The sequence below is a fragment of the Haloarcula halobia genome (genome assembly GCF_029338255.1).
Classification (GTDB): domain Archaea; phylum Halobacteriota; class Halobacteria; order Halobacteriales; family Haloarculaceae; genus Haloarcula; species Haloarcula halobia.
Window position 1 is genome coordinate 959461 of the sequence record NZ_CP119787.1, and the last position, 23439, is coordinate 982899.

25 protein-coding genes and 1 tRNA gene are annotated in these 23439 nt (G+C 65.0%); 23 read left to right on the top strand and 3 right to left on the bottom strand.

Features of this window, described 5'->3' with window-relative positions; all coding sequences use genetic code 11:
• Nucleotide 1 precedes the first annotated feature (1 nt).
• The 9 genes from rpoB to P1K88_RS05145 all read left to right on the top strand — a co-directional run bounded on the left by rpoB (nt 2) and on the right by P1K88_RS05145 (nt 11125).
• Nucleotides 2-1828, top strand: a complete 1827-nt coding sequence (gene rpoB / locus P1K88_RS05105) for a DNA-directed RNA polymerase subunit B (protein ID WP_276413058.1) — start codon at nt 2-4, stop codon at nt 1826-1828.
• Nucleotides 1825-4734 (top strand): DNA-directed RNA polymerase subunit A', encoded by a 2910-nt coding sequence (locus P1K88_RS05110; protein ID WP_276413060.1) that lies wholly within the window; start codon nt 1825-1827, stop codon nt 4732-4734. Before rpoB ends, P1K88_RS05110 begins: the two co-directional genes overlap by 4 nt.
• Before the next feature lie 2 nt (nt 4735-4736).
• Nucleotides 4737-7400, top strand: coding sequence for a DNA-directed RNA polymerase subunit A'' (locus P1K88_RS05115; RefSeq protein WP_276413062.1), 2664 nt, complete (start codon nt 4737-4739; stop codon nt 7398-7400).
• Nucleotides 7400-7825, top strand: a complete 426-nt coding sequence (locus tag P1K88_RS05120) for a NusA-like transcription termination signal-binding factor (protein ID WP_276413064.1) — start codon at nt 7400-7402, stop codon at nt 7823-7825. Before P1K88_RS05115 ends, P1K88_RS05120 begins: the two co-directional genes overlap by 1 nt.
• A gap of 164 nt (nt 7826-7989) precedes the next feature.
• Complete coding sequence (locus P1K88_RS05125; RefSeq protein WP_276276341.1) at nt 7990-8418, top strand: 30S ribosomal protein S12; 429 nt, start codon at nt 7990-7992, stop codon at nt 8416-8418.
• Between the two features lie 2 nt (nt 8419-8420).
• Nucleotides 8421-9035 carry a 30S ribosomal protein S7 gene (locus tag P1K88_RS05130; protein ID WP_276413065.1) on the top strand — a complete coding sequence of 205 codons (615 nt, stop codon included), beginning with the start codon at nt 8421-8423 and terminating at the stop codon, nt 9033-9035.
• A gap of 106 nt (nt 9036-9141) precedes the next feature.
• Nucleotides 9142-9726, top strand: a complete 585-nt coding sequence (locus tag P1K88_RS05135; RefSeq protein ID WP_276413067.1) for a biotin transporter BioY — start codon at nt 9142-9144, stop codon at nt 9724-9726.
• Nucleotides 9723-10427, top strand: coding sequence for an energy-coupling factor ABC transporter ATP-binding protein (locus tag P1K88_RS05140; RefSeq protein ID WP_276413068.1), 705 nt, complete (start codon nt 9723-9725; stop codon nt 10425-10427). Before P1K88_RS05135 ends, P1K88_RS05140 begins: the two co-directional genes overlap by 4 nt.
• On the top strand, nt 10421-11125 hold the full coding sequence (locus P1K88_RS05145; RefSeq protein WP_276413070.1) for an energy-coupling factor transporter transmembrane component T family protein: 705 nt from the start codon (nt 10421-10423) through the stop codon (nt 11123-11125). Before P1K88_RS05140 ends, P1K88_RS05145 begins: the two co-directional genes overlap by 7 nt.
• A gap of 9 nt (nt 11126-11134) precedes the next feature.
• On the opposite strand, the gene P1K88_RS05150 is transcribed toward P1K88_RS05145, so the two are convergent.
• The gene (locus P1K88_RS05150) at nt 11135-11935 is read right to left on the bottom strand and encodes a DUF5781 family protein (RefSeq protein ID WP_276413072.1); all 801 of its coding nucleotides are present in this window, start codon (nt 11933-11935) and stop codon (nt 11135-11137) included.
• 243 nt (nt 11936-12178) lie between these two features.
• On the opposite strand from P1K88_RS05150, the gene P1K88_RS05155 reads away from it, so the two are divergent.
• The 11 genes from P1K88_RS05155 to P1K88_RS05205 all read left to right on the top strand — a co-directional run bounded on the left by P1K88_RS05155 (nt 12179) and on the right by P1K88_RS05205 (nt 20050).
• A complete protein-coding gene (locus P1K88_RS05155; RefSeq protein ID WP_276413074.1) occupies nt 12179-14365 on the top strand; it encodes an elongation factor EF-2 in 2187 nt (728 codons plus the stop codon).
• Between the two features lie 222 nt (nt 14366-14587).
• A complete protein-coding gene (locus P1K88_RS05160; protein ID WP_276413076.1) occupies nt 14588-14812 on the top strand; it encodes a hypothetical protein in 225 nt (74 codons plus the stop codon).
• Between the two features lie 108 nt (nt 14813-14920).
• Nucleotides 14921-15454 carry an amino acid-binding protein gene (locus P1K88_RS05165; protein ID WP_276413077.1) on the top strand — a complete coding sequence of 178 codons (534 nt, stop codon included), beginning with the start codon at nt 14921-14923 and terminating at the stop codon, nt 15452-15454.
• Nucleotides 15451-16398 carry a homoserine dehydrogenase gene (locus P1K88_RS05170; RefSeq protein WP_276413078.1) on the top strand — a complete coding sequence of 316 codons (948 nt, stop codon included), beginning with the start codon at nt 15451-15453 and terminating at the stop codon, nt 16396-16398. The genes P1K88_RS05165 and P1K88_RS05170 overlap by 4 nt, the downstream gene beginning before the upstream one ends.
• Before the next feature lie 236 nt (nt 16399-16634).
• Complete coding sequence (gene tuf / locus P1K88_RS05175; protein ID WP_276276350.1) at nt 16635-17900, top strand: translation elongation factor EF-1 subunit alpha; 1266 nt, start codon at nt 16635-16637, stop codon at nt 17898-17900.
• A gap of 3 nt (nt 17901-17903) precedes the next feature.
• Nucleotides 17904-18215, top strand: a complete 312-nt coding sequence (gene rpsJ, locus P1K88_RS05180) for a 30S ribosomal protein S10 (protein WP_276297965.1) — start codon at nt 17904-17906, stop codon at nt 18213-18215.
• A 174-nt stretch (nt 18216-18389) separates the two neighbouring features.
• A tRNA-Ala gene (locus tag P1K88_RS05185) sits at nt 18390-18461 on the top strand.
• A 174-nt stretch (nt 18462-18635) separates the two neighbouring features.
• Nucleotides 18636-18929: a DUF433 domain-containing protein gene (locus tag P1K88_RS05190; RefSeq protein WP_276413081.1), complete on the top strand. Its 294-nt coding sequence runs from the start codon at nt 18636-18638 to the stop codon at nt 18927-18929.
• Nucleotide 18930: 1 nt separating this feature from the next.
• A complete protein-coding gene (locus tag P1K88_RS05195) occupies nt 18931-19275 on the top strand; it encodes a DUF5615 family PIN-like protein (protein ID WP_276413083.1) in 345 nt (114 codons plus the stop codon).
• A gap of 322 nt (nt 19276-19597) precedes the next feature.
• The gene (locus P1K88_RS05200; RefSeq protein ID WP_276413085.1) at nt 19598-19804 is read left to right on the top strand and encodes a type II toxin-antitoxin system HicB family antitoxin; all 207 of its coding nucleotides are present in this window, start codon (nt 19598-19600) and stop codon (nt 19802-19804) included.
• Complete coding sequence (locus tag P1K88_RS05205) at nt 19805-20050, top strand: type II toxin-antitoxin system HicA family toxin (protein WP_276413086.1); 246 nt, start codon at nt 19805-19807, stop codon at nt 20048-20050.
• 440 nt (nt 20051-20490) lie between these two features.
• Here the strand turns inward: P1K88_RS05205 and P1K88_RS05210 are convergent, their stop codons facing one another.
• Nucleotides 20491-21039, bottom strand: a complete 549-nt coding sequence (locus P1K88_RS05210) for a DUF8170 family protein (RefSeq protein ID WP_276413088.1) — start codon at nt 21037-21039, stop codon at nt 20491-20493.
• A gap of 128 nt (nt 21040-21167) precedes the next feature.
• Between P1K88_RS05210 and P1K88_RS05215 the strand changes: the two genes are divergently transcribed.
• The 3 genes from P1K88_RS05215 (at nt 21168) to P1K88_RS05225 (ending at nt 22538) form a co-directional block, all read left to right on the top strand.
• Nucleotides 21168-21581, top strand: a complete 414-nt coding sequence (locus P1K88_RS05215) for a helix-turn-helix domain-containing protein (RefSeq protein ID WP_276413090.1) — start codon at nt 21168-21170, stop codon at nt 21579-21581.
• 386 nt (nt 21582-21967) lie between these two features.
• Complete coding sequence (locus P1K88_RS05220; protein WP_276413092.1) at nt 21968-22264, top strand: ribbon-helix-helix domain-containing protein; 297 nt, start codon at nt 21968-21970, stop codon at nt 22262-22264.
• Nucleotides 22254-22538, top strand: coding sequence for a type II toxin-antitoxin system RelE family toxin (locus P1K88_RS05225; protein WP_276413093.1), 285 nt, complete (start codon nt 22254-22256; stop codon nt 22536-22538). The genes P1K88_RS05220 and P1K88_RS05225 overlap by 11 nt, the downstream gene beginning before the upstream one ends.
• Nucleotides 22539-22619: 81 nt before the next feature.
• Here P1K88_RS05225 and P1K88_RS05230 read toward each other — a convergent pair whose 3' ends face one another.
• Nucleotides 22620-23435, bottom strand: a complete 816-nt coding sequence (locus P1K88_RS05230) for a DUF7839 domain-containing protein (protein ID WP_276413095.1) — start codon at nt 23433-23435, stop codon at nt 22620-22622.
• Between the last annotated feature and the right edge of the window lie 4 nt (nt 23436-23439).

Genomic DNA, 23439 nt, shown 5'->3' on the forward strand with positions numbered 1-23439 from the left:
CATGAGCCAGGGACGCGAAGCCAAAGTATACGTGAACGGTAGCCTGGTCGGGACACACCCCGACCCCGAACAGCTCGCACAACAGGTCCGACAGGCACGACGCCGGGGGGACGTCTCCCAGATGGTCAACGTGTCGGTCAAGGACCGCACCGACGAGGTCATCATCAACGCCGACGCCGGTCGGGCCCGCCGCCCGCTCCTGGTCGTCGAGGACGGCGACCCGCTCATCACCGACGAGGAGATCGAGGCCGTCAAGGACGGCGACCTCGGGTTCGAGGAGCTCGTCGAACGCGGTCTCGTCGAGTTCATCGACGCCGAGGAGGAGGAGGACATCCTCGTCGGCGTCGACGAGACCGAACTCACCGAGAACCACACGCACCTCGAGGTCGACCCCCAGCTGATGTTCGGCATCGGCGCGGGGATGATTCCGTACCCCGAGCACAACGCCTCCCCGCGGATTACGATGGGGTCGGGGATGATCAAGCAGTCGCTGGGGCTGCCGAGCGCGAACTACCGCATCCGCCCGGACACCCGCCAGCACCTGCTGCACTACCCGCAGCTCTCGATGGTCAAGACCCAGACTACCGAACAGATCGGCTACGACGACCGACCGGCCGCACAGAACTTCGTCGTCGCCGTCATGTCCTACGAGGGGTTCAACATCGAAGACGCTTTGGTGATGAACCAGGGGTCGGTCGACCGCGCGCTCGCCCGCTCCCATTTCTTCCGGACCTACGAGGGCGAGGAACGGCGCTACCCCGGCGGGCAGGAGGACCGCTTCGAGATTCCGGACGACGAGGTCCGGGGCGCTCGCGGCGAGGACGCCTACACGCACTTAGACGACGACGGCCTCGTGAACCCCGAGACGAAGGTCGGGGAGAACGCCGTCCTGCTGGGCAAGACCAGTCCGCCCCGGTTCCTCGAGGAACCGGACGATATGGGCGGCCTCTCGCCCCAGAAACGACGTGAGACCAGCGTCACGATGCGTTCCGGTGAATCCGGCGTCGTCGACACGGTCACGCTGATGGAGGGCGAGGACGGCTCGAAGCTCTCGAAGGTCTCCGTGCGCGACGAGCGCATCCCCGAACTCGGGGACAAGTTCGCTTCGCGGCACGGCCAGAAGGGCGTCGTCGGCCACATCGCCCCCCAGGAGGACATGCCTTTCACCGAGGAGGGGGTCGTGCCGGACCTGGTCATCAACCCGCACGCGCTCCCGTCGCGGATGACCGTCGGGCACATCCTCGAGATGATCGGCGGCAAGGTCGGCGCGCTGGAGGGGCGGCGCGTCGACGGGACCGCCTTCACCGGCGAGGACGAGGAGCGACTCCGTGGCTCCCTGGAGGCCCACGGCTTCGACTCCAGCGGCAAGGAGACGATGTACTCGGGCGTCACCGGCGAGAAGATTGAGGCCGACATCTTCGTCGGCGACATCTTCTACCAGAAGCTCTACCACATGGTCTCGAACAAGCTGCACGCCCGCTCGCGCGGGCCGGTGCAGGTGCTCACCCGCCAGCCCACTGAAGGGCGAGCCCGCGAAGGTGGCCTCCGTGTGGGTGAGATGGAACGGGACGTACTCATCGGGCACGGGGCGGCGATGGCACTCAAGGAACGGTTGCTGGACGAGTCCGACCGCGAGTGGATCAACGTCTGTGGCCAGTGTGGCATGACCGCCGTCGAGAACGTCGAACAACGGCGGGTCTACTGTCCCAACTGTGAGGAGGAGACCGACATCCACGAGGTCGAGATGTCCTACGCGTTCAAGCTCCTGTTAGACGAGATGAAGGCGCTCGGAATCGCCCCGCGGATCGAACTGGAGGACGCAGTATGAGTTCCCAACAGACACCCAAGGAGATCGGCCAGATCAGCTTCGGGCTGATGAATCCCGAGGAGTACCGCGACATGTCGGCGACGAAGGTCATCACCGCCGACACCTACGACGACGACGGCTTCCCCATCGACATGGGGCTGATGGACCCGCGCCTGGGCGTCATCGACCCCGGGCTGGAGTGCAAGACCTGCGGGAAACACAGCGGTTCGTGTAACGGCCACTTCGGCCACATCGAGCTGGCCGCGCCGGTCATCCACGTCGGGTTCTCGAAGCTCATCCGCCGGCTCCTGCGCGGGACCTGCCGCGAGTGCTCGCGGCTCTGTCTCGACGAGGCCGAGCGCGAGGAGTTCCGCGACCAGCTCCAGCGCACCCGCGACCTGGGCCGTGACTTAAACGACGTCACCAAGGCCGCCATCCGGCAGGCCCGAAAGAAGGACCGCTGTCCGTTCTGTGGCGAGAAGCAGTACGACATCAAACACGAGAAGCCGACCACGTACTACGAGGTCCAGCAGGTGCTGTCCTCGGAGTACCCCTCGCTCATCGCCGCCGCGATGGAGGAAGCCGACGAGCCGATCTCGCCCATCGACCTCGCCGAGGAGACTGGAATCGACAGCGGCCGCGTCCAGGAGATCCTCAGCGGCGATTTCCGTCCCCGGAAGGAGGACCGCCGCGCCTTCGAGAAGGCGCTGAACGTGGACCTCACCGAGGAAGACCACAACAAGCTGATGCCCTCGGACATCCGCGACTGGTTCGAGGACATCCCGGACGAGGACATCGAGGTGCTCGGGATGAACCCCGAGCGCTCCCGGCCCGAGTGGATGATTCTGACGGTGCTGCCGGTGCCGCCGGTCACGGCCCGGCCGTCGATCACGCTGGACAACGGCCAGCGCTCCGAGGACGACCTGACCCACAAACTCGTGGACATCATCCGCATCAACCAGCGGTTCATGGAGAACCGCGAGGCCGGTGCGCCCCAGCTCATCATCGAGGACCTCTGGGAACTGCTGCAGTACCACGTCACCACGTTCATGGACAACGAGATCTCGGGCACGCCGCCGGCGCGACACCGTTCCGGCCGGCCCCTGAAGACCCTCTCCCAGCGCCTCAAGGGCAAGGAGGGGCGCTTCCGTGGTTCGCTGTCCGGGAAGCGCGTGAACTTCTCGGCCCGAACCGTCATCTCGCCGGACCCGACCCTCTCGCTCAACGAGGTCGGCGTCCCCGAGCGCGTGGCGCGTGAGATGACCCAGACGATGAACGTCAACGAGCGCAACTTAGAGAAGGCCCGGCGATACGTCGCCAACGGGCCCGAGGGCCACCCCGGCGCGAACTACGTCCGCCGACCGGACGGCCGCCGCCTGAAGGTGACCGAGAAGAACTGCGAGGAACTGGCCGAGAAGGTCGAACCCGGCTGGGAGGTCTCCCGACACCTCGTGGACGGCGACATCATCATCTTCAACCGCCAGCCGTCGCTGCACCGGATGTCCATCATGGCTCACGAAGTGGTCGTGATGCCCTACAAGACCTTCCGGCTCAACACCGTCGTCTGCCCGCCGTACAACGCCGACTTCGACGGCGACGAGATGAACATGCACGCGCTGCAAAACGAGGAGGCCCGGGCCGAGGCACGGGTCCTCATGCGCGTCCAGGAGCAGATGCTCTCGCCGCGCTTCGGCGAGAACATCATCGGGGCCATCCAGGACCACATCAGCGGCACGTACCTGCTCACCCACACCAACCCCGAGTTCAACGAGACGCAGGCCCTGGACCTGCTCCGGGCGACCCGCATCGACGAACTGCCCGAACCCGACGGCACCGACGAGGCCGGCGACGCCTACTGGACCGGCCGGTCGCTGTTCTCGGAGCTGCTGCCCGACGACCTCAACCTGGAGTTCACGTCCTCGGCCGGCGACACCGTCGTCATCGAGAACGGCCAGATGGAGGACGGTACCATCGACGAGGACGCTGTCGGGGCGTTCGGCGGCGAGGTCGTCGACACCATCGCCAAGGACTACTCGCGGACCCGCGCCCGCATCCTCGTCAACGAGGTGTCGGCGCTGGCGATGCGTTCGATCATGCACTTTGGCTTCTCCATCGGCATCGACGACGAGTCCATCCCCCGCGAGGCCGAAGAGCAGATCAACGACGCTATCGACTCCGCGTACGACCGCGTCGAGGAGCTCATCGAGACCTACGAACAGGGCGACCTCGAGTCGCTGCCCGGCCGGACCGTCGACGAAACGCTGGAGATGAAGATCATGCAGACGCTGGGTAAGGCGCGTGACTCCGCCGGCGACATCGCCGAGGACCACTTCAGCGACGACAACCCGGCCGTCGTCATGGCCGAGTCCGGTGCCCGTGGGTCGATGCTGAACCTGACCCAGATGGCCGGCTGTGTCGGCCAGCAGGCAGTCCGTGGCGAGCGAATCAACCGCGGCTACGAGGGCCGTACCCTCTCGCACTTCGAGGAGGGCGACCTCTCCGCGGACGCCCACGGCTTCGTCGAGGCGTCCTATCGCTCGGGGCTCTCCCCCAAGGAGTTCTTCTTCCACGCGATGGGTGGCCGCGAGGGCCTGGTGGACACGGCAGTCCGGACCTCGAAGTCCGGCTACCTGCAGCGCCGCCTCATCAACGCCCTCTCCGAGCTCGAGACGCAGTACGACGGGACCGTCCGGGACACCTCGGACACCATCGTCCAGTTCGAGTTCGGCGAGGACGGTACCTCGCCGGTCAACGTCTCCTCCAGCCAGGAGGGCGACACCGTCGACGTCGAACAGATCGCCGACAGCGTCCTCAACGAGGAGTTCGACTCCGAGCGCGAGAAGGAGTCGTTCCTGGGACAGCGCACCGAACACACCAACCTCTCGGAACAGGCCGACGACTGGTGGATGGCCGAGGGTGACGACTAACAATGACAGCAAACGTCTCCGCAGACATCGAAGCGGTCGTCGAGGACACAGAACTGCCGCGACGGCTGAAAGACGAGGTGTACAGCACCATCGAAGAGCGCGACCTCGGCGTCGAGGACGCCGACCGCGTCGCACAGGCCGTCGAGTCCCGCTACATGGAGACGCGCGTCGACCCGCTGGACCCCGTCGGTACCGTCTCGGCCCAGTCCATCGGGGAACCCGGAACGCAGATGTCGATCCCGGGCGACGAACGCGTCGTCGTCCGGCGCAACGGCGAGACCGACCTGACGGAGATCGGCTCGCTGGTCGACGGACTGCTCTCGGTCCGCGGTGCCCAGCAGTTCGACGACCACGAGGTGGCCCGTGCGCCCGACGGGATGGAGGTTCTCTCGCTCCGCGCCGACGAGAAGGTCCAGTGGAAGCCCCTCGAGGAAGTCAGTCGGCACGAGGCGCCCGAGGAACTGCTCCACTTCGACCTCGAATCGGGCCGGGACATCCGCGCGACGAAGGCTCACTCGTTCGTCACGCGCCGTGACAACGAGGTCGTGCCGGTCGCCGGCGAGGACCTCTCTGCGGGTGACTGGATCCCGGTCGTCCGCTCGTTCGACGGCGACGGCCCGGACACGGTCGACCTCCGCGAACACCTGCCGGCGGAGGACTACTGGTTCACCTCGGCACTCACCGACGGCGGCACTGCCACGTCACTCCCCGGTGGGGAAGACCAGGTACGGAACAAGCGGCAAGCGCTCGAGGCGGGCGACATCGAGACGGAGACTGCGTACCCGGTGCAAGGCACGACCGGTCTCCCCGAGCAGTTCCCGCTCGACGCGGAGACCGGCTTCTTCGTCGGCGCGTTCCTCGCCGAGGGCAACGTCACCGACTACTACGTCTCTGTCTCGAACGTCGACGCCGCGTTCCAGGACCGGGTCCGGTCGTTCGCCGACCGGTTCGACCTCTCGGTCAACGAGTACGAGAACGAGAGCGGCTTCACGACGGGCTACGACGTCCGTGTCAACGGGACGGTCCTGGCCGACTTCCTCCGGGCGGTGTGCTACCACGACGACGAGAAGTGCGTCCCCGCGTTCGCCTTCGGCGCACCGCGGTCCTTCGCCCGCGGCCTGCTCGAGGGGTACTTCAGCGGCGACGGGAACGTCGCCGACCGCGCCGTCCGGTCGAGTTCGACGTCCGCCCGACTCACCGAGGACGTCGCGCTGTTGCTGGCCCGCTTCGACCTCTACGCGAGGCTCGGCGAACAGGACAGTTCGCGGACGCTCCGCATCCCCGCGAAATACGTCCCGGCGTTCGCCGACCGTATCGGTATGGTCGGCGCTCGCGGGGCGGAACTCGACGCCCTCGCGGCGACCGTCGACACCGACGGGCCCGACGCGACCGACCAGATTCCGAACTTCGGCGACGACCTGAAGGACGCCGCCGCTGCGGCTGGTATCCCGTCACGGCAGGTCAACAGCGCCCACGACCGCCAGCGAGTCGGACGCAACCGACTGGCCGGACTGGTCGACCAGATGGCCGCCGCCGACGAGTCCCCGGCCGAACTCGACGCGCTGGAACGAGCACTCGACGGCGACGTCGTCTGGGAGCGCATCGAGTCGATCGAGGCCGTCGAACCCGACGGCGACTACGTCTACGATTTCTCGGTCGGCGGGCTAGAGACGTTCACCACGGCACAGGGCGTCGTCACCCACAACACGATGAACACGTTCCACTACGCCGGCGTCGCCGAGATCGACGTCACCCAGGGCCTCCCGCGGCTCATCGAACTGGTCGACGCCCGGAAGACCCCGGACACGCCGATGATGACTGTCCACCTCGACGACGAGTACGCCACCGACCGCGAGAAGGCCCACGAGGTCGTCTGGAACATCGAGGCCACGCGCATCCTCGCGCTCGGTGACATCTCGACGAACGTCGCGGACATGCTCGTCGAGATCGACCTCAACGACGACACGCTGCTCGAGCGGTGGCCGACCGTCGACGACGTCGACGCCATCGCCGAGGAGATCGCCGAGACCATCGAGTCGAGTCTCGGCGTCGACGCCCGCCAGGTCGGGACTGTCATCGAGTTCGGTCCGGAGGAACCCAGTTACCGCGACCTCCTGCAACTGGTCGAGGAGCTGCGCGACATCATCTTCAAGGGCATCGAGGAGGTCTCCCGCGTCGTCATCCGCAAGGAGGAGACCGACGACGGCGAGGAGTTCGTCCTCTACACCGAGGGGTCGGACTTCGGCGAGGTGCTGGGCATCGAGGGCGTCGACGCCTCGCGGACCACGTGTAACAACATCCACGAGATCTACCGCGAACTCGGCGTCGAGGCCGCCCGCGAGACGCTCATCAACGAGACGATGAACACCCTCGAAGAACAGGGGCTGGACGACGTGAACGTCCGCCACCTGATGCTGGTCGCGGACATCATGACCAACGAGGGGACCATCGAGTCCATCGGCCGCCACGGCATCAGCGGGTCGAAGGACTCGGTGCTCGCCCGCGCTGCCTTCGAGGTGACGGTCAACCACCTGCTGGACGCCGCCATCCACGGCGAGGTCGACGAGCTGGACGGCGTCACGGAGAACGTCATCGTCGGGAAACCCATCAAACTCGGCACCGGAGACGTCGACCTCCGGATGGGCGTGGGTCGCAACGCCGACTGATGCGGATCGAACTCTCGGACGAAGCGCGACAGCTGGTCGCCCTCTTCGAGAACGAGGCGTCCATCACCGTCCGGGACTGCGTGATCGACGAGGACCACGACCAGGTGGTCTACCTGGTCAAGCGGGGCGACATGGCAGACGCCATCGGCCCCGGTGGCCAGACGGTACAGCGTGTCGAAGAACAGCTCGGCCGCGACGTGAAGCTCGTCGAGGGGGCAGAGACGGCGGCGGACTTCGTCGCCAACGCCCTGGCTCCGGCGGCGGTGTACAACGTCACCATCTCGGAGAACAGCGACACCGTCGCCTACGTCGAGGTGGCCCAGGAGGACCGCGGGGCTGCCATCGGCCGCGACGGGCGCAACATCGACGCCGCGCGAACGCTGGCGAAGCGCCACTTCGACATCGACGGCATCGAACTCACCTGACTGCGCCCTCGCTCTCACCATCGGCCCCGTGGAGAGTTCTCGACCGACCAGTGACGACCGTCGGCGCGCCCACGCCTGGTTGTGGGACAGAACGCCACACACCCGCCGTAGGCCGGATACAAAAGAGGAGTCTTAAGTATCTCGGCAGGATACGAAAGCGTACTATGACGAACGGCAAATACGCCGCGCGCAAACTCAAGAAGGACCGCCAGAAGCACCGGTGGTCCGACTCCGACTACGCGCGCCGCGAACGCGGTCTGGGCAAGAAGTCCGACCCGCTCGAGGGCGCGCCACAGGGTCGAGGTATCGTCCTGGAGAAGGTGGGCATCGAGGCCAAGCAGCCAAACTCCGCCATCCGGAAGTGTGTGCGGGTCCAGCTCATCAAGAACGGCAAGCAGGTCACCGCGTTCTGTCCCGGTGACGGCGCCATCTCCTTCATCGACGAGCACGACGAGGTCACCATCGCCGGCATCGGCGGGGCGAAGGGTCGTGCGATGGGTGACCTCTCCGGTGTCAACTACAAGGTCGAGAAGGTAAACGGCGTCTCCATGATCGAGCTCGTTCGCGGCAACGCGGAGAAACCCGTCCGATAACCATGAGTACCGAGGACACACCCGAAGCCGACGAGGCCGAAGACGTCGAAGAAGAGACCGCACGTGCAAAGCTCTTTGGCGAGTGGGAGATCACGGACATCGAGTACACCGATCCCTCGACCGAGCGGTACATCAACGTCACACCCATCGCACATACGATGGGCCGTCACGCCGAGAAGCAGTTCAAGAAGTCCGACATCAGCGTCGTCGAGCGTCTCATCAACCGCCTGATGCAGACCGACGAGAACACCGGTAAAAAGCAGCTGGCGACGACTATCGTCACCGACGCCTTCGACATCATCCACGAGCGCACCGACGAGAACCCGGTGCAGATCCTCGTCCGCGCCGTCGAGAACAGCGCGCCACGCGAGGAGACCGTCCGCCTGAAGTACGGGGGCATCAGCGTCCCGAAGGCCGTCGACGTCGCGCCCCAGCGACGGGTCGACCAGGCCCTGAAGTTCCTCGCCGAGGGCGTCTACGGCGGCTCGTTCAAGGCCACCACCAGCGCCGAGGAGGCGCTCGCCTCCCAGCTCATCGGCGCGGCGAACGCCGACGTCCAGACCTACGCGGTCAACCAGAAAGAGGAGAAAGAGCGCGTCGCGGCGGCCGCTCGATAATCTGTACGATTCTCTCTGTTTTCTCGCTGGCCAGTGGCCACGCCGGACCCGGCGTCATCTGCCGTAAACCGCCGGCTATATTCGAGTTGACGATAGAGGTGTGGCCATGTCACAACAGTACAGCTCGGTCGAGCTGATCGGTGACGAGACGGTGAGACACTTCACGATGGCGGTGCTGCTGGCGGCGCTGACGGCGGCGCTCTCCCAGATATCGATCCCGCTGCCGGGGACGTTGCCGCCGTTCTCGCTGCAACCGTTCGGGATGTTCTTCGCCGGTCTCCTTCTGGGCCCGCTGTGGGGCGGCCTGGCGCTCGCGCTGTACCTCCTGGTCGGCATCGCCGGCGTCCCGGTGTTCTCGAACGGGAACGCCGGCCTCGGGTACGTCCTCGTCGGCCAGGGCACCGGCGGCTTCCTCGTGGGCTTTCTCGTCGGCACCGTCGTCGCCGGCGCCGTCGTCCACCGCGGGACGACGCCGCGTGACCGCCGGACGGTGTCCGTCCCCGTCCAGGTGACGGGTCTGGTCGCCGCGCTGGTCGTCGTCTACGCAATCGGCGTCCCGTGGCTCTCGGCCGTGACGGGCCTCCCGCTCACCCGGGCGGCCGCCGTGATGGCGCCGTTCGTCCCGTTCGATCTGCTCAAGCTGGGTATCGCCGTCGCCATCGTCGAGGGCGGCTACCTCGCCGTTCGATGATCGCCCTCGAGGACGTCACGTTCCGGTACGACGATACCCGCGTCCTCGACGGCCTGTCGCTGTCGGTTCCCGACGGCGAGTACTGCCTCCTCGTGGGGCCCAACGGCAGCGGGAAGACGACGCTGGTGCGCCACCTGAACGCGCTTCTGACGCCCGATTCGGGCACCGTCACCGTCGACGGCGTCGACGTGGCCGAGCGCCCTGTCGTCGCCCGCACCACGGTCGGGATGGTGTTCCAGCACCCGCGCGACCAGTTCGTCGCCGCGACGGTCGGCGCCGACGTCGCCTTCGGCCCCGAGAACCTCGGCCTGGACCGCGAGGAGATCGACCGCCGGGTCGACGACGCGCTGTCGGCCGTGGGACTGGCCGACCGGGCCGACGCACGCCTGGACTCGCTCTCGGGGGGCGAGCAGGCCCGGGCCGCCATCGCGGGGGCGCTGGCGATGGCCCCCGACTACCTCGTGCTCGACGAACCGCTCGCGGGCCTGGACTGGCCGGCCCGCGAGTCAGTGCTCGAGCACCTCGCGACGCTCACCGACGCCGGCACCGGTCTGCTGGTCGTGACCCACGACCTGCGTGACCTCCACGAGCGGGCCGACCGGGTCGTCGGCCTCCGGGCGGGGCGTGTCGTCCTTGACGACGCACCCGAGGCAGCGCTGGACGAGGTCTCGCGCCTCGGCGTCCGGGACCCGCGATGCTGACCTACCGGCCGGGGGCGACGGTCCTCCACCGCCTCGACCCCCGCGGGAAGCTGCTCGTGCAGTTCGGCCTGGCGATCGCCGTCGTCGCCCACCCGACGGTCCCGTGGCTCGCCGGGACGACGCTGCTGGGCCTGGTCGCGCTGGCGGCGGCTCGCCTCTCGCCGCTGACCGTGGTCCGGGCGTACTGGGTCGTCTTCGCGGTGCTCGCGGTCGCCCCGCTGCTGGCCGGGGTCGCGCTCGGGCCACCCTGGTTCCGGGTCGACCCGGCGCTGCGCTCGCTGCGCTTGGTGGCGCGGGTCGTCCCGGTGCTGTTCGCCAGCGCCGCCTCCCTCCGGACGACGTCGGTCCGCGAGACGCGGGCCGCCGTCCAGCGACTGGTCCCGGGCAAGGCGGGTCAGCTGCTCGGCGTCGGCATGGCGCTGGTCGTGCGCCTGTTCCCGCTGGTGCTCGCGGACGTCCGGGAGGTCCGCGACGCGATTCGGGCCCGTGGCGGGCAGCGGCGACCGGCGTGGGAGCGGGCCCGACTGCTCGTGGTCCGGTCGCTTGAGCGGACGCTCGGCCGTTCGGACCGCCTGGGGGTCGCGCTGCGCGCCCGCTGTTTCGCGTGGAACCCGACGCTGCCGCCGCTGACCCTCGAGCGCCGCGACTACCCGGTCCTCGTGCTGGGCGTCGCGCTCGCGCTGTCGCCGCTGGTGTGAGCCCGTGGCTCAGTCGGCCGCTCTGCTCGACCCGCTGGTGAGGTAGGCCTTCGTCGCGCCGACCAGCGCCCTGCGGAACTCCGACTCGTCGGGGTCGGGCACCAGCGCCTCGAACTGGCGCTTGAACGCCTCGAAGTCCAAGTCGGGGGCGTCCGACGCGGCCGCGTGCGCGAGATCGTACAGCCTGTGGTCGGCCCCGAGCAGGTCGTGGCGCTCGCACAGCGCCAGCGCGAACGCGGCGTTGACGGCCGTGATGTCGGGGTCGGCGGCCGGCGTGAGCCGGGTCGACGGTTCGGCGGCGTCCCTCGGTGGCACCGTCCGGGCGCCGACGTTGTCCCACGCCGGGGGGTCGACCGGGCGGTCGGCGACGGCCGCCGCGAGGCTCGCCTCGAGGAAGTCGACCACCTTGTCACCGGGGACCATCTGCATCCAGACGTCGTCGGCGTAGACGTCTTTCATGTGGTTCGCGATCTGGTAGCAGTGGACGAGCTTCCGGCGCTCGACGCTGCGCCCGGCCACGGCGAGGAAGATCGCCTCCTCCGTCGACTGCGTGTGCGAGGGGTGGCCGTGTTCGTGGTGGTGCATGTGGGCGTACTCGTGGAGGGCGAGCTCGCGTGCCAGCGCACTCGTGGCGGCCTGTCGGGAGATGGTCAGCAGGTGACTGTCCTCGTCGTGGCTGACGCGCGTGCGCTCGTCGGGGTCGGTCCGCACCTGGACTGTCACCGGTCTGTCGAGGTCGTACTCCGTCGAGAAGAGGTCGCGGGCCCCGAGAAACGGTTCGGCCGGACCGCCCCGCACGTGAACGTCCATGTGTGTCGTTCACACGCACCGCGGGCGTATGAGACTTGCGGCGCTCCCGTCACCGCCCCCCTGGCAGGCCCGGTGTCGGTGACTGTGGAACCACGTCGTCGGTTGTGGCCCGCGCTCCCACGGAAACACCGCCAGTCCGCCCGACAGGCCCGCTCCCTGCCGAGTGTCCGCGTTCGCGTGTCTCTGACACGCTCACGCGGAAACACTATCCTTTTGACCCTCCTGTTGATACGCTTCTGTATAATGGGCCGACGCAAGAAAATCGTTCAGGAATGTGAGTCCCTGATGCACGACCCGGAGAACATCCGGAACATCGCCATCGCGGCTCACGTCGACCACGGGAAGACGACGCTGACAGACAACCTGCTCGCCGGTGCGGGCATGATCTCCGACGACACGGCCGGCCAGCAGCTGGCCATGGACACGGAGGAAGACGAGCAGGAGCGTGGGATCACCATCGACGCCGCGAACGTCTCGATGACTCACGAGTACGAGGGGACCAACCACCTCATCAACCTCATCGACACGCCCGGCCACGTCGACTTCGGTGGCGACGTGACCCGTGCGATGCGTGCCGTCGACGGCGCGCTCGTGGTCGTCGACGCCGTCGAGGGCGCGATGCCCCAGACGGAGACGGTGCTGCGCCAGGCGCTTCGCGAGGGCGTCAAGCCGACCCTCTTTATCAACAAGGTCGACCGCCTCATCTCCGAGCTCCAGGAGGGCCCCCAGGAGATGCAGAAGCGACTGCTCTCGGTCATCAGCGACGTCAACGACCTCATCCGCGGCATGACCGAGGAGATGGACGACGTCGAGGACTGGACCGTCTCCGTCGAGGAGGGGACCGTCGGCTTCGGCTCTGCGCTGTACAAGTGGGGCGTCTCGATGCCCTCGATGCAGCGCACCGGGATGGACTTCGGCGACATCATGGAACTCGAGCGCGCCGACAAGCGCCAGGAACTCCACGAGCGCACGCCGCTGTCGAACGTCGTCCTCGACATGGTCTGTGAGCACTTCCCGAACCCCGTCGACGCCCAGCCGATGCGTATCCCGCGCATCTGGCGCGGCGACGACACCTCCGAACTCGCCGAGCAGATGCGTCTGGTCGACGAGGACGGCGAGGTCGTCCTGATGGTCACCGACATCGGTATCGACCCTCACGCCGGCGAGATCGCCGCCGGGCGTGTCTTCTCCGGGACGCTGGAGAAGGGTCAGGAACTCTACGTCTCCGGGACTGCGGGCAAGAACCGTATCCAGAGCGTCGGCATCTACATGGGCGGCGAGCGCGAGGAGGTCGAGGAAGTCCCCGCCGGAAACATCGCCGCCGTCACCGGCCTCAAGGACGCCATCGCCGGCTCGACGGTCTCCAGCATCGAGATGACGCCCTTCGAGTCCATCGAGCACATCTCGGAACCGGTCATCACCAAGAGCGTGGAGGCCCAGAACATGGACGACCTGCCGAAACTCATCAAGACGCTCCAGCAGGTCGCGAAGGAGGACCCGACCATCCAGGTCGAGATCAACGAGGACACCGGCGAGCACCTCATCTCCGGGCAGGGCGAGCTCCACCTGGAGGTCATCGGCCAGCGCATCGAGCGCAACCAGGGCATCCCCATCAACACCGGTGAGCCCATCGTCGTCTACCGCGAGGCCCCCCAGCAGGAGTCCCGCGAGGTCGAGGGCATCTCGCCGAACCGACACAACCGCTTTTACATCTCCGTCCACCCGCTCGCCGAGGACGTCGTCGAGACCATCAAGATGGGCGAAGCGTCGATGGACATGCCGGAACTCGAGCGCCGTGAGGCGCTGCAGGAGGCCGGCCTCGACAAGGACACGTCCCAGAACGTCGAGCACATCCACGGCACCAACATCCTCATCGACGACACGAAGGGGATCCAGCACTTAAACGAGACGATGGAACTGGTCATCGAGGGCCTCGAGGAGGCCCTCGACGAGGGGCCGCTGGCCAACGAACCCGTCCAGGGCTCGCTCCTGCGCCTCCACGACGCCCGCCTCCACGAGGACGCCATCCACCGCGGCCCGGCCCAGGTCATCCCTGCGGTCCGGAACGCCGTCCACAACGCGCTCATCGACGCGCGCATCAAGCTGCTCGAGCCGATCCAGCAGGTCCGTATCGACGTGCCAAACGACCACATGGGCGCCGCGTCCGGCGAGATCCAGGGCCGCCGTGGCCGCGTCGACGACATGTACCAGGAGGGTGACCTCATGGTCGTCGAGGGCATCGCCCCCGTCGACGAGATGATCGGCTTCTCCTCGGACATCCGCTCTGCGACGGAGGGTCGTGCCTCCTGGAACACCGAGAACGCCGGCTTCCAGGTCATGGCCGACAACCTCCAGCCCGAGAAGATCCAGGAGATCCGCGAGCGCAAGGGCATGAAGCTCGAACTGCCCGAGGCCATCGACTACTTCTAAAACCCACTTTTTGCTGCGTCGGGTTCGAGTCGCGCCTTCGGCGCGCTCGAACCTCTCCTTGCAAAAACTTGGGGAAAAAGGCGGGACCTCGCTTCGCTCGGTCCCGTGAAACCGCGCCTCACTCCGCTCGGCGCGGCATGCTCGACGGCCCTTATTCTGTCCGCGTTTCGCGCACTGACCCGGTTCCCGTACGCTTAGGTCGGTCCGTGGCTAACCCCGGCCATGGGCGACCGCATGCACCAGCTCGTGGACCTCCTCGTCTCGACCATCATCGCCGGGACCACCATCTTCGTCTGGCAGTTCGCCACTGGTTCCCCGTTCATCGCCGTCTGGCTGGGGACGCTCTTTGCCGCGATGTACTACTTCTCGCGGAACCCGTGGGGGTCGACCCGCGGCGAGCAGTACAACGAGTGGATCGACGACTTCTACGAGGAGTACCTGCCGTAGCCCGATTCACCACCGCGCCGGCGCTCGACTAAACGAACGGTTTCTTATAGTTGCCCCTGCTGAGTCACCCACAATGAGCGGACCGAATCCACAGGAGGTGAGCGGGCGATGAGCGACTCGACCGAAGAGGTTCGCGCGTACACAGTTCGGCTCGAACTGGTCGACGAACCGGGCGAACTGCTGCGGGCGCTCGAGCCCATCGCCAGCAACGGCGGGAACCTCCTCTCTATCTTCCACGAGCGGGGGAACGTCACCCCGCGTGGGCACATCCCCGTGGAGGTCGACCTGGAGGCGACGCCCGACCGCTTCGAGGGCATCGTCGACGCCCTGCGGGAGGCGGGCATCAACGTCATCCAGGCGGGTGCCGAGCGCTACAGCGAGGCACTGACCATCGTCCTCTCGGGCCACCTGGTCAACACCGACCTCTCGGATACGCTGTCGCACATCCAGGAGTCGACCAGCGCCACCGTCACCGACCTCTCGCTGTCGGCCCCCGAAGGTACCGAGGACGCCTCCAGCGCGCGCATCCGCCTGGCGACCGAGGAGGGTGCCGTCGAGGAGGCCCTGGCGGCGGTCCGCGAGGTGGCTGCCGAGAAGGACCTGCGGCTCATCGAACCGCTCACGGTGGGGGGTGACGCATGAGACTCGCCGTGCTCGGTGCCGGTGCCGTCGGCGGCTCGGTCGTCGAACTCGCCGGCGACTACGGCCACACCGTGACCGCCTTCGCCGACTCACAGAGCGCCGTCGTCGACGCCGACGGCATCGACACAGCGGGCGCGCTCGAGCGCAAGCGCCGGGACGGCATCGTCGGCGACGCCGACCCCGACGACGCGCTGACCGCCGACTACGACGTCCTCGTCGAGGCGACGCCGACGACGCTGGGCGACGCCCAGCCCGGCTTCGGCCACGTCGAGACGGCCCTGGGGATGGACCGCCACGTCGTGCTGGCCAACAAGGGCCCGGTCGCCGAGCGGTTCGCCGAGGTCCGCGCACTGGAGGCCGAAAGCGAGGGGGCCGTCCGCTTCGAGGCCACCGTCGGCGGCGCGATGCCGGTGCTCTCGACCATCGCCGACTTCGACCCCGAGCACATCACCGCGGTGCGTGGCGTGCTCAACGGGACGGCGAACTTCATCCTCTCGCGGATGTCCGCCGAGGGCCTCGACTACGAGCACGTGCTCGCGGAGGCTCAGGATCTGGGTGTCGCCGAGGCCGACCCGACGTTCGACGTCGACGGCACCGACGCCGCGCTGAAGGGCGTCATCGTCGCGAACGTGCTGGCCGAGGGCGGCGAGGAGTACACGCTCGAGGACGCCGACGTCGAGGGCATCCAGGACATCTCGGGGAGCGCGCTCGAACTCGCCCAGGAGGACGGCCAGACCGTCCGGCTCATCGCCGAGGTGACCGACGGCGCGGTCCGCGTCGGCCCGCGCCTGGTCCCGGAGCACGCGGCGCTGGCTCCCACGGGTACGCGCAACATCGTCCAGCTTGAGACCGACCACGCCGGCCGACTCAACATCTCCGGCCGGGGTGCGGGCGGTCCGGAGACGGCGAGCGCGGTGCTCGCGGACGTCGGCCGCCTGGAGTAGCCGGCCGCACCTCGCGCGCCGGATCGATTTTCCGGCCACACGTCGCCCAGCGGCAGTACTGACGGCGACGGTCGCGTCCGCCGGGCCGCCCACCCCCAGTTCGTGTGTGCGACCTCCATGACACTATGTGCCAAATCGCACGAATGCGCCGGCCTGACGCTTGCTCGCTATCGAAATCGTTTTATGAACTACCAAGTAAAGACACTCACACAGCGCCCCTGCGCGTGAGATACTCAATGAGCGACGAACAACACCAGAACCTGGCCATCATCGGCCACGTTGACCACGGGAAGAGCACGCTCGTCGGACGACTCCTGTACGAGACAGGATCGGTACCGGAGCACGTCATCGAACAGCACAAAGAAGAGGCAGAGGAGAAGGGCAAGGGCGGCTTCGAGTTCGCCTACGTCATGGACAACCTCGCCGAAGAGCGAGAGCGCGGTGTCACCATCGACATCGCCCACCAGGAGTTCACGACGGACGCCTACGACTTCACCATCGTCGACTGTCCCGGCCACCGCGACTTCGTGAAGAACATGATCACGGGCGCGAGCCAGGCCGACAACGCCGTCCTCGTCGTCGCCGCAGACGACGGCGTCCAGCCGCAGACCCAGGAGCACGTCTTCCTGGCCCGCACGCTGGGCATCGGCGAGCTCATCGTCGGTGTCAACAAGATGGACCTCGTCGACTACAGCGAGTCCGACTACAAGCAGGTCGTCGAGGAGGTCAAGGAGCTGCTCAACCAGGTCCGCTTCAACACCGAGGACGCCTCGTTCATCCCGATCTCGGCGTTCGAGGGCGACAACATCGCCGAGCGCTCGGACAACACGTCCTGGTACGACGGCGACATCCTGCTGGAGGCCCTCAACAACCTGCCGGCCCCCGAGCCGCCGACGGACGCGCCGCTCCGACTGCCGATCCAGGACGTCTACACCATCTCCGGGATCGGTACGGTCCCGGTCGGCCGCGTCGAGACCGGCATCCTCAACACCGGCGACAACGTCTCGTTCCAGCCGTCGGACGTCTCCGGCGAGGTCAAGACCGTCGAGATGCACCACGAGGAGGTCCCGAAGGCCGAACCCGGTGACAACGTCGGGTTCAACGTCCGCGGCGTCGGCAAGGACGACATCCGGCGTGGCGACGTCTGTGGCCCGGCCGACGACCCGCCGACGGTCGCCGAGACCTTCCAGGCCCAGATCGTCGTGATGCAGCACCCGTCGGTCATCACCGAGGGCTACACGCCGGTCTTCCACGCTCACACGGCACAGGTCGCCTGTACCGTCGAGTCCATCGACAAGAAGATCGACCCCTCCTCCGGCGAGGTCGCCGAGGAGAACCCCGACTTCATCCAGAACGGCGACGCCGCGGTCGTCACCATCCGCCCGCAGAAGCCGCTGAGCATCGAGCCGTCCGGCGAGATTCCGGAGCTGGGCTCCTTTGCCATCCGCGACATGGGTCAGACCATCGCCGCTGGCAAGGTCCTCAGCGTCAACGAGCGATAACGCATGGCCCAACAGGCACGCGTTCGGCTCGCAGGCACGAGTCCCGAGGACTTAGACGACATCTGCGCCGACGTGCGGGAGATCGCCTCGAAGACGGGGGTCGAACTGTCGGGCCCCGTCCCGCTCCCCACGAAGACACTGGAGGTTCCCACCCGCAAGTCCCCCGACGGTGAGGGGACCGCGACGTGGGAACACTGGGAGATGCGCGTCCACAAGCGTCTCATCGACATCGACGCCGACGAACGGGCGCTGCGCCAGCTGATGCGCATCCAGGTTCCCAACGACGTCTCCATCGAGATCGTCCTCGAGGACTGAGCGAGGGTCGAAAGGCGAACGCCTTTCGGACCAGGCCCGTCGGCTCGACCGGCTGTCGAGGCGGCGGTCGTCCGAATCGCAGGCCGGGATACACTCCACCCGCTGTGTGAATCGCTATCGAAGGTCGCCCTCACGCGCAGGGTTTTTATCACCCCGCGTTAGAGAGGCAGGTGCGGGCTCGTAGATCAGTGGCAGATCGCTTCCTTCGCAAGGAAGAGGCCCCGGGTTCAAATCCCGGCGAGTCCATTCCTCGCTACTTCCAGCTCTCAAGGCTTCTATTCGTATTCATTGGAGTCGTTATGAATTCGAATAGAATTTGTCACAGAGCGTGATGGATTCGATTTAACCCTATCTCGATTTAGACTTCTGTTTTCTCTCGTCGTGCGAACGTTTTTGCGATAGCGGGCGATAGAAACCGGTATGGCCGAGCGCGAGTCGCGGCGGATCGCCCACAAGCTGATGAGTGAACCCCACATCACTGGCCGGCGTATCAGCGTCCGCCAGGTGTACGCGCTCGTCGAAGAGCGAGACGTCGACCCTGAAGCCGTCGCCGACCGGTACGATCTCGATGTGGCTGACGTCTATCACGCCCTTGCGTACTACCACGATCACCCACGGGAGATGAGCGAGGTCGAAGCCGAGCGTGAGGAGGCTATCGAGTCGTTCCGAGAGTCGATCGACCGGCCCGAAGGTATCGAACCTGACATGGCCTGAAATGGCCGAGTGGGCATTTCTCCTCGACGAAAATGTCGATCCGAAAGTAGCGACGTATCTGGAAAAAGAAGCGCTGGATGCAGCCCACGTTCGGGACACACTTGGACAAGGTGCCGACGACGACGCTGACGTGCTCCCCTACGCTCGCGAACAGAACCGTATCATCGTAACGAGTGACGTGAAAGATTTCGGCCCACTACCGCCCGATTCTCACGCCGGCATCATCCTCCTGTACGACGATACGATGCCAGCCTACAGAGTTGCGGCAGCACTTATCGCACTTGTCGATGCGTACCCAGACAGAGATGCGTTCACTGGTCGTGAAGAACTGGACCCATGGGTGTGACACTCCCAACGAGGACCGATTCGACTCTCTCCACAGTCGGTTCAGCCAGTGGTTCTGGAATCACCAGAATGCGGCCCGATTAAATCAGTTCTTTCACGCAGCGTCACCGTATCCCGGCGAGTCCATTCCTCGCTGTATCCTCGCTAGAGCGCTTCTATTGTCTCTTTCTTGGGGTCGTGATGAACTTGGGTTGAACTAATTATGGTGCGTGACGAATCCGATTTAATCACGAGAACCCCTCTGTAGTCGACTCGAAATACACAAATGTTGAATCAGCACCGACGGCCGAACCCTTATCTGATATTCCGGCCTACGTTGGCGTATGAGCACGGGACGTGAAATTCGCCTTATCGAGGAGGACGATGGGTGGTGGTCGGCTGTAGACGAAGAAACGGGTGTCGCAAGCCAGGGTCCGACGCGGGCTGTGGCACTCGAAAATCTCGACGAGGCTGTCGAACTCACCAAGGAAGCGAGGGAAGATGATACACCAGCCCCCGAACCTGACGCGCCGTGGTTCGAGGACTCGTAAATGGTCACGCGAGACTTCTCAAGTGAAGAAATCGTCAACGTCCTCCGAAAATTTGGATACCGACACGACCGAACACGTGGCGACCACGCAATTCTCAAGTACACCCATCCAGAGACCGGCGAGAAACGAACCGTGACTGTCCCGTTACACGACCGCGTTCGCATCGGGACACTCCAGAACATCGCTGACCAGTGCGGTGCCCAAGACTTTCGCGCCTGGTGTGAGTGGATCGACGAGCATCGGTGAGACGGAGTTCGTTGAATGAATTTCGAGGCCAACTAATCGTGAAAGGGCTGCCGATCGATCTCAATCTCAGAATCGCCAGAAGGCGGTTCGATTTAATCGATTCTTTCACGCAGCGTCATCGTATCCCGAGAGACGCCGGCGGCGTCTCTCGCAAATCGCAAACGCTGCGCGTTTGCTCAATCCCGGCGAGTCCACTCATTCTCTATCGGCTATCCGAGGATTAGATGGCCTAACACGGCTGTTTTGTCGAACCAGCTTAAATCGATTCTTCGACGCTTCGTGACGAACTCTCTGCAGTCGTGTGATTTGCCACAGTTAACTTCTGCCAATACCGACTCGAGCACGTCACGCTGCCGAATTCAGTACAAACCCACTTTGTGTGACGTACTGTACTGAGTGCTGGTCAGTCCATATCTGGAAGTCGTAGCGATAGTCGAGCATCATGGAAGCTCTTCAGTCGCGTCGACGAGGTCCTCCTCGGTTTGCCAGTAGTACAACCGCCCTTCGCGTTCGAATAACTCGAAGACGCCATCTTGCATCCAGCCGAAGGGCTGTTCCTCGTCCGCGTATTCCCGTTTGAGGACGTGGCTCTTCGAGAAATACTCGACCGTCCCGACGAGAAGACCCTGTTCGACGAGAAAGTCACTCGGGTCTTTCTCAGCGACGCCGACGAGGTACGTGACGATGTCTGCAATCAGGCAGAACTTCTGGATGCTGTTGTCCCACTCACCTCGAATATCGACCATCCGGAAGGCGTACGCGTCCGTCCGACGATTGAGGCGATCCACAACAAGGTTCAGTCGACGGATCGGTTCCCGATCGTAGTTCCCGAGTACGAAGTACGACCGGTCGTTCTCGTAGACGGACGTCAGTTCACTCAGCGCGTGTAGAATCTCCTCGTTGTCTACCAGTGCGATTTCTTCCTCGTCGAGTTGGTCCTTCGCACTTTTGAGAATCTCGTCGGGAACGGGCGTCTCCTCGTCAGCCATACGCTCCCCTCTCGTGGCTATGGGATATGATTTATGAAGTAAATTACCCAGTCAAGCCCAATCTGAGTCACCCTATAGTAATTTACCCAGGAGTAAACTACTTGGCATTGTGCCATCTACTGTAGTATATGAGCACCAATATCGGAACCACTGATGGGATGAACTCCCGGGAGATCGTCCATTTCGTTACCCAGCAGACGCGGTTCGCGCTCGTCAACAATATCCTCCAGCATCCCGAACAGTTGCCCTCGATGTACGAACTCGAGGAGCTCAATCCCAGCGTGAGCGAGGCCACTGTGTACAAGCATATCCAGAAGTTGATCGACGCTGGCATCGTCGAGGAGGTCTCCCTGGACGACGACCAGCGCAGACAGGGCTATCCCTGGAAGTTCTACGGCCTCACTGAGGGGGGGCGGGCGTTCCTCGGGGAACACAACTTGCTCGCCGCCGAGGAGACTCTCCAGCAAATCTACGAGACCATCTCGGATAAGCCTGAAAAGATGGTCAAGTACGAGAATGCGCCTCGTCCAGAGCGCGCGTGACCGGTTGTGGTCCCATCGAAGAGAGTACCACTCAGACGACTCGCTGATCACCCGGAATAAAGGCACTACAGCATAGCCGAAACCGCCAGAATGCGGCCCGGTTTAATCGATTCTTTCACGCAGCGTCATCGTATCCCGAGAGACGCCGGCGGCGTCTCTCGCAAATCGCAAACGCTGCGCGTTTGCTCAATCCCGGCGAGTCCATTCCTGCTTATCTCCCTGTTAGAAGTGTTCTATAACCAATCTTCGACGGGCACGATCAACTCCTCGTGAATTCATCACGCTCCATGACGGATGCCATTTAATCAGTGGCACCTACCCAGAGGCCACTCTCGTGTTCAGTCCAGCGGCAAGATTTTGTATATGTACGAGTAAAGCATATGTATATGTCTGATGCAGATACCACGGTTGGCGACGACGGGCCAGAGATGGTCCAGATCAACCTCCGACTGAGCAAGGCGTTTCTCGAAGATATCGACACAACGTGGAAAGAGGAAGGATTCAATTCTCGGAGTGAGTTCCTCCGATACGCAGCACGCGACGCGGTGAAACACCCTGAGTTCTCTCGCGAGGGATGGAAACAGATTGCTGCCAGTGAACACGAACTGCGGTCTGGCGACGCAGAGTTAGTGTCGCGTAGGGAAGTCGTCGAGATGATGGGTCGAGACGAAGATGCCGAGTGACGAGTGGACGTGGAAGTTCACGACGAGGGCGGCCGATCAGTTCGATTCTCTCGACCCGCACGTACAGGACCGAGTTGTCTCGAAGTTAGACGAGATCGTCGAGTCAGAATGGCGTGAGCCTGACGACTTTCTCGAACCGCTAACTGGTGGCCCGTTCTCGAAACTTCGTGTCGGACAGTATCGACTCGCCTGTACACTCGACAGGAGTGAGTCAGTTCTCGAAGGCCACCGAATCGAACATCGAAGCGGTGCCTACACTGCTGACGACGATTAACAGCCCCCAGATTCGTAATCGCCTGACTGCGGCCGGGTTAAACACGAGGGTCACACGGTGCGAGCGGACGTCGCGACGCGACTACGCGTCGGCAGCGTCGACGACCTCGTAGCTGATGTTCCCGTCGGCGAGGTTGTCGGTGTGGCTCGAAACCCGGTCGGTCGCGGCAAGCAGGAGGACGTCGAGTCCCTTCGTGGCCGCTTCCTGGACTGCGCTGGCGCTGCCAAACCGGACGTCGACCTCGACGGCTGCGGCCCTGGCTGTGGCGAGCGCTTCGACGCCGGCGACGGCGACCAGGTCGTGTCCACCGGCGAGGTCGGCGATAGTGCCGGGTTCTACCGCACGACTGCCACCGTTCTGGACCTTCGGGACCGAGACCACCGTGACCGTCCCCAGCTCGTAATCGACGACGCCCTCGACGTTCGTGATGCCTACCTCGGTGCCAGCCGCAGCCTCCGTGACCGCAACCGCAGTTGCACTCCCAGTCGACCCGGCCATCGCACGAAGCACCCCGTCTCGCATCGTCAGGGAGACGGTCTCACCCTCGCTGACGTCTGTCGTCGCGAGGACCGTCTCGACGTCGACCTGTCCGATGACGTCCTCGGAGACGTGTTGCACGTAGTTCCGGAGGTGGTCGGTCTGTGAGATGAGCCAGTCGACGCCCTCCTTGGTGACCTCGTAGCGACCGCGACCGAGCTTCTCGACGTGACCGAGTCCGACGAGGTCCTGGAGATAGTTGCTCACCGCCTGCGAGGTGACGCCGATCTCCCCGGCGATCTCCTGTTGACTGACCGCCGGCTGTCTGTCTGCGATCTCGACCAGGATCTGGTATCTCGTCGCGTCTCGTTTGTTACGGAGGACGCGGAACGTTTCCGCGTCGTCGGGATTCGAGGTCATCGTC

Bases quoted from the DNA above. Each gene is read 5' to 3' on its own strand.
- P1K88_RS05115 (WP_276413062.1), top strand. From the start codon at position 4,737: ATGACAGCAAACGTCTCCGCAGACATCGAAGCGGTCGTCGAGGACACA.
- P1K88_RS05215 (WP_276413090.1), top strand. From the start codon at position 21,168: ATGAGCACCAATATCGGAACCACTGATGGGATGAACTCCCGGGAGATC.
- P1K88_RS05160 (WP_276413076.1), top strand. From the start codon at position 14,588: ATGGGCGACCGCATGCACCAGCTCGTGGACCTCCTCGTCTCGACCATC.
- P1K88_RS05120 (WP_276413064.1), top strand. From the start codon at position 7,400: ATGCGGATCGAACTCTCGGACGAAGCGCGACAGCTGGTCGCCCTCTTC.
- P1K88_RS05200 (WP_276413085.1), top strand. From the start codon at position 19,598: ATGAGCACGGGACGTGAAATTCGCCTTATCGAGGAGGACGATGGGTGG.
- P1K88_RS05155 (WP_276413074.1), top strand. From the start codon at position 12,179: ATGGGCCGACGCAAGAAAATCGTTCAGGAATGTGAGTCCCTGATGCAC.
- P1K88_RS05145 (WP_276413070.1), top strand. From the start codon at position 10,421: ATGCTGACCTACCGGCCGGGGGCGACGGTCCTCCACCGCCTCGACCCC.
- P1K88_RS05140 (WP_276413068.1), top strand. From the start codon at position 9,723: ATGATCGCCCTCGAGGACGTCACGTTCCGGTACGACGATACCCGCGTC.
- P1K88_RS05220 (WP_276413092.1), top strand. From the start codon at position 21,968: ATGTCTGATGCAGATACCACGGTTGGCGACGACGGGCCAGAGATGGTC.
- P1K88_RS05205 (WP_276413086.1), top strand. From the start codon at position 19,805: ATGGTCACGCGAGACTTCTCAAGTGAAGAAATCGTCAACGTCCTCCGA.
- P1K88_RS05110 (WP_276413060.1), top strand. From the start codon at position 1,825: ATGAGTTCCCAACAGACACCCAAGGAGATCGGCCAGATCAGCTTCGGG.
- rpoB (WP_276413058.1), top strand. From the start codon at position 2: ATGAGCCAGGGACGCGAAGCCAAAGTATACGTGAACGGTAGCCTGGTC.
- P1K88_RS05210 (WP_276413088.1), bottom strand. From the start codon at position 21,039: ATGGCTGACGAGGAGACGCCCGTTCCCGACGAGATTCTCAAAAGTGCG.
- rpsJ (WP_276297965.1), top strand. From the start codon at position 17,904: ATGGCCCAACAGGCACGCGTTCGGCTCGCAGGCACGAGTCCCGAGGAC.
- P1K88_RS05195 (WP_276413083.1), top strand. From the start codon at position 18,931: ATGGCCGAGTGGGCATTTCTCCTCGACGAAAATGTCGATCCGAAAGTA.
- tuf (WP_276276350.1), top strand. From the start codon at position 16,635: ATGAGCGACGAACAACACCAGAACCTGGCCATCATCGGCCACGTTGAC.
- P1K88_RS05170 (WP_276413078.1), top strand. From the start codon at position 15,451: ATGAGACTCGCCGTGCTCGGTGCCGGTGCCGTCGGCGGCTCGGTCGTC.
- P1K88_RS05190 (WP_276413081.1), top strand. From the start codon at position 18,636: ATGGCCGAGCGCGAGTCGCGGCGGATCGCCCACAAGCTGATGAGTGAA.
- P1K88_RS05130 (WP_276413065.1), top strand. From the start codon at position 8,421: ATGAGTACCGAGGACACACCCGAAGCCGACGAGGCCGAAGACGTCGAA.
- P1K88_RS05135 (WP_276413067.1), top strand. From the start codon at position 9,142: ATGTCACAACAGTACAGCTCGGTCGAGCTGATCGGTGACGAGACGGTG.
- P1K88_RS05125 (WP_276276341.1), top strand. From the start codon at position 7,990: ATGACGAACGGCAAATACGCCGCGCGCAAACTCAAGAAGGACCGCCAG.
- P1K88_RS05225 (WP_276413093.1), top strand. From the start codon at position 22,254: ATGCCGAGTGACGAGTGGACGTGGAAGTTCACGACGAGGGCGGCCGAT.
- P1K88_RS05230 (WP_276413095.1), bottom strand. From the start codon at position 23,435: ATGACCTCGAATCCCGACGACGCGGAAACGTTCCGCGTCCTCCGTAAC.
- P1K88_RS05150 (WP_276413072.1), bottom strand. From the start codon at position 11,935: ATGGACGTTCACGTGCGGGGCGGTCCGGCCGAACCGTTTCTCGGGGCC.
- P1K88_RS05165 (WP_276413077.1), top strand. From the start codon at position 14,921: ATGAGCGACTCGACCGAAGAGGTTCGCGCGTACACAGTTCGGCTCGAA.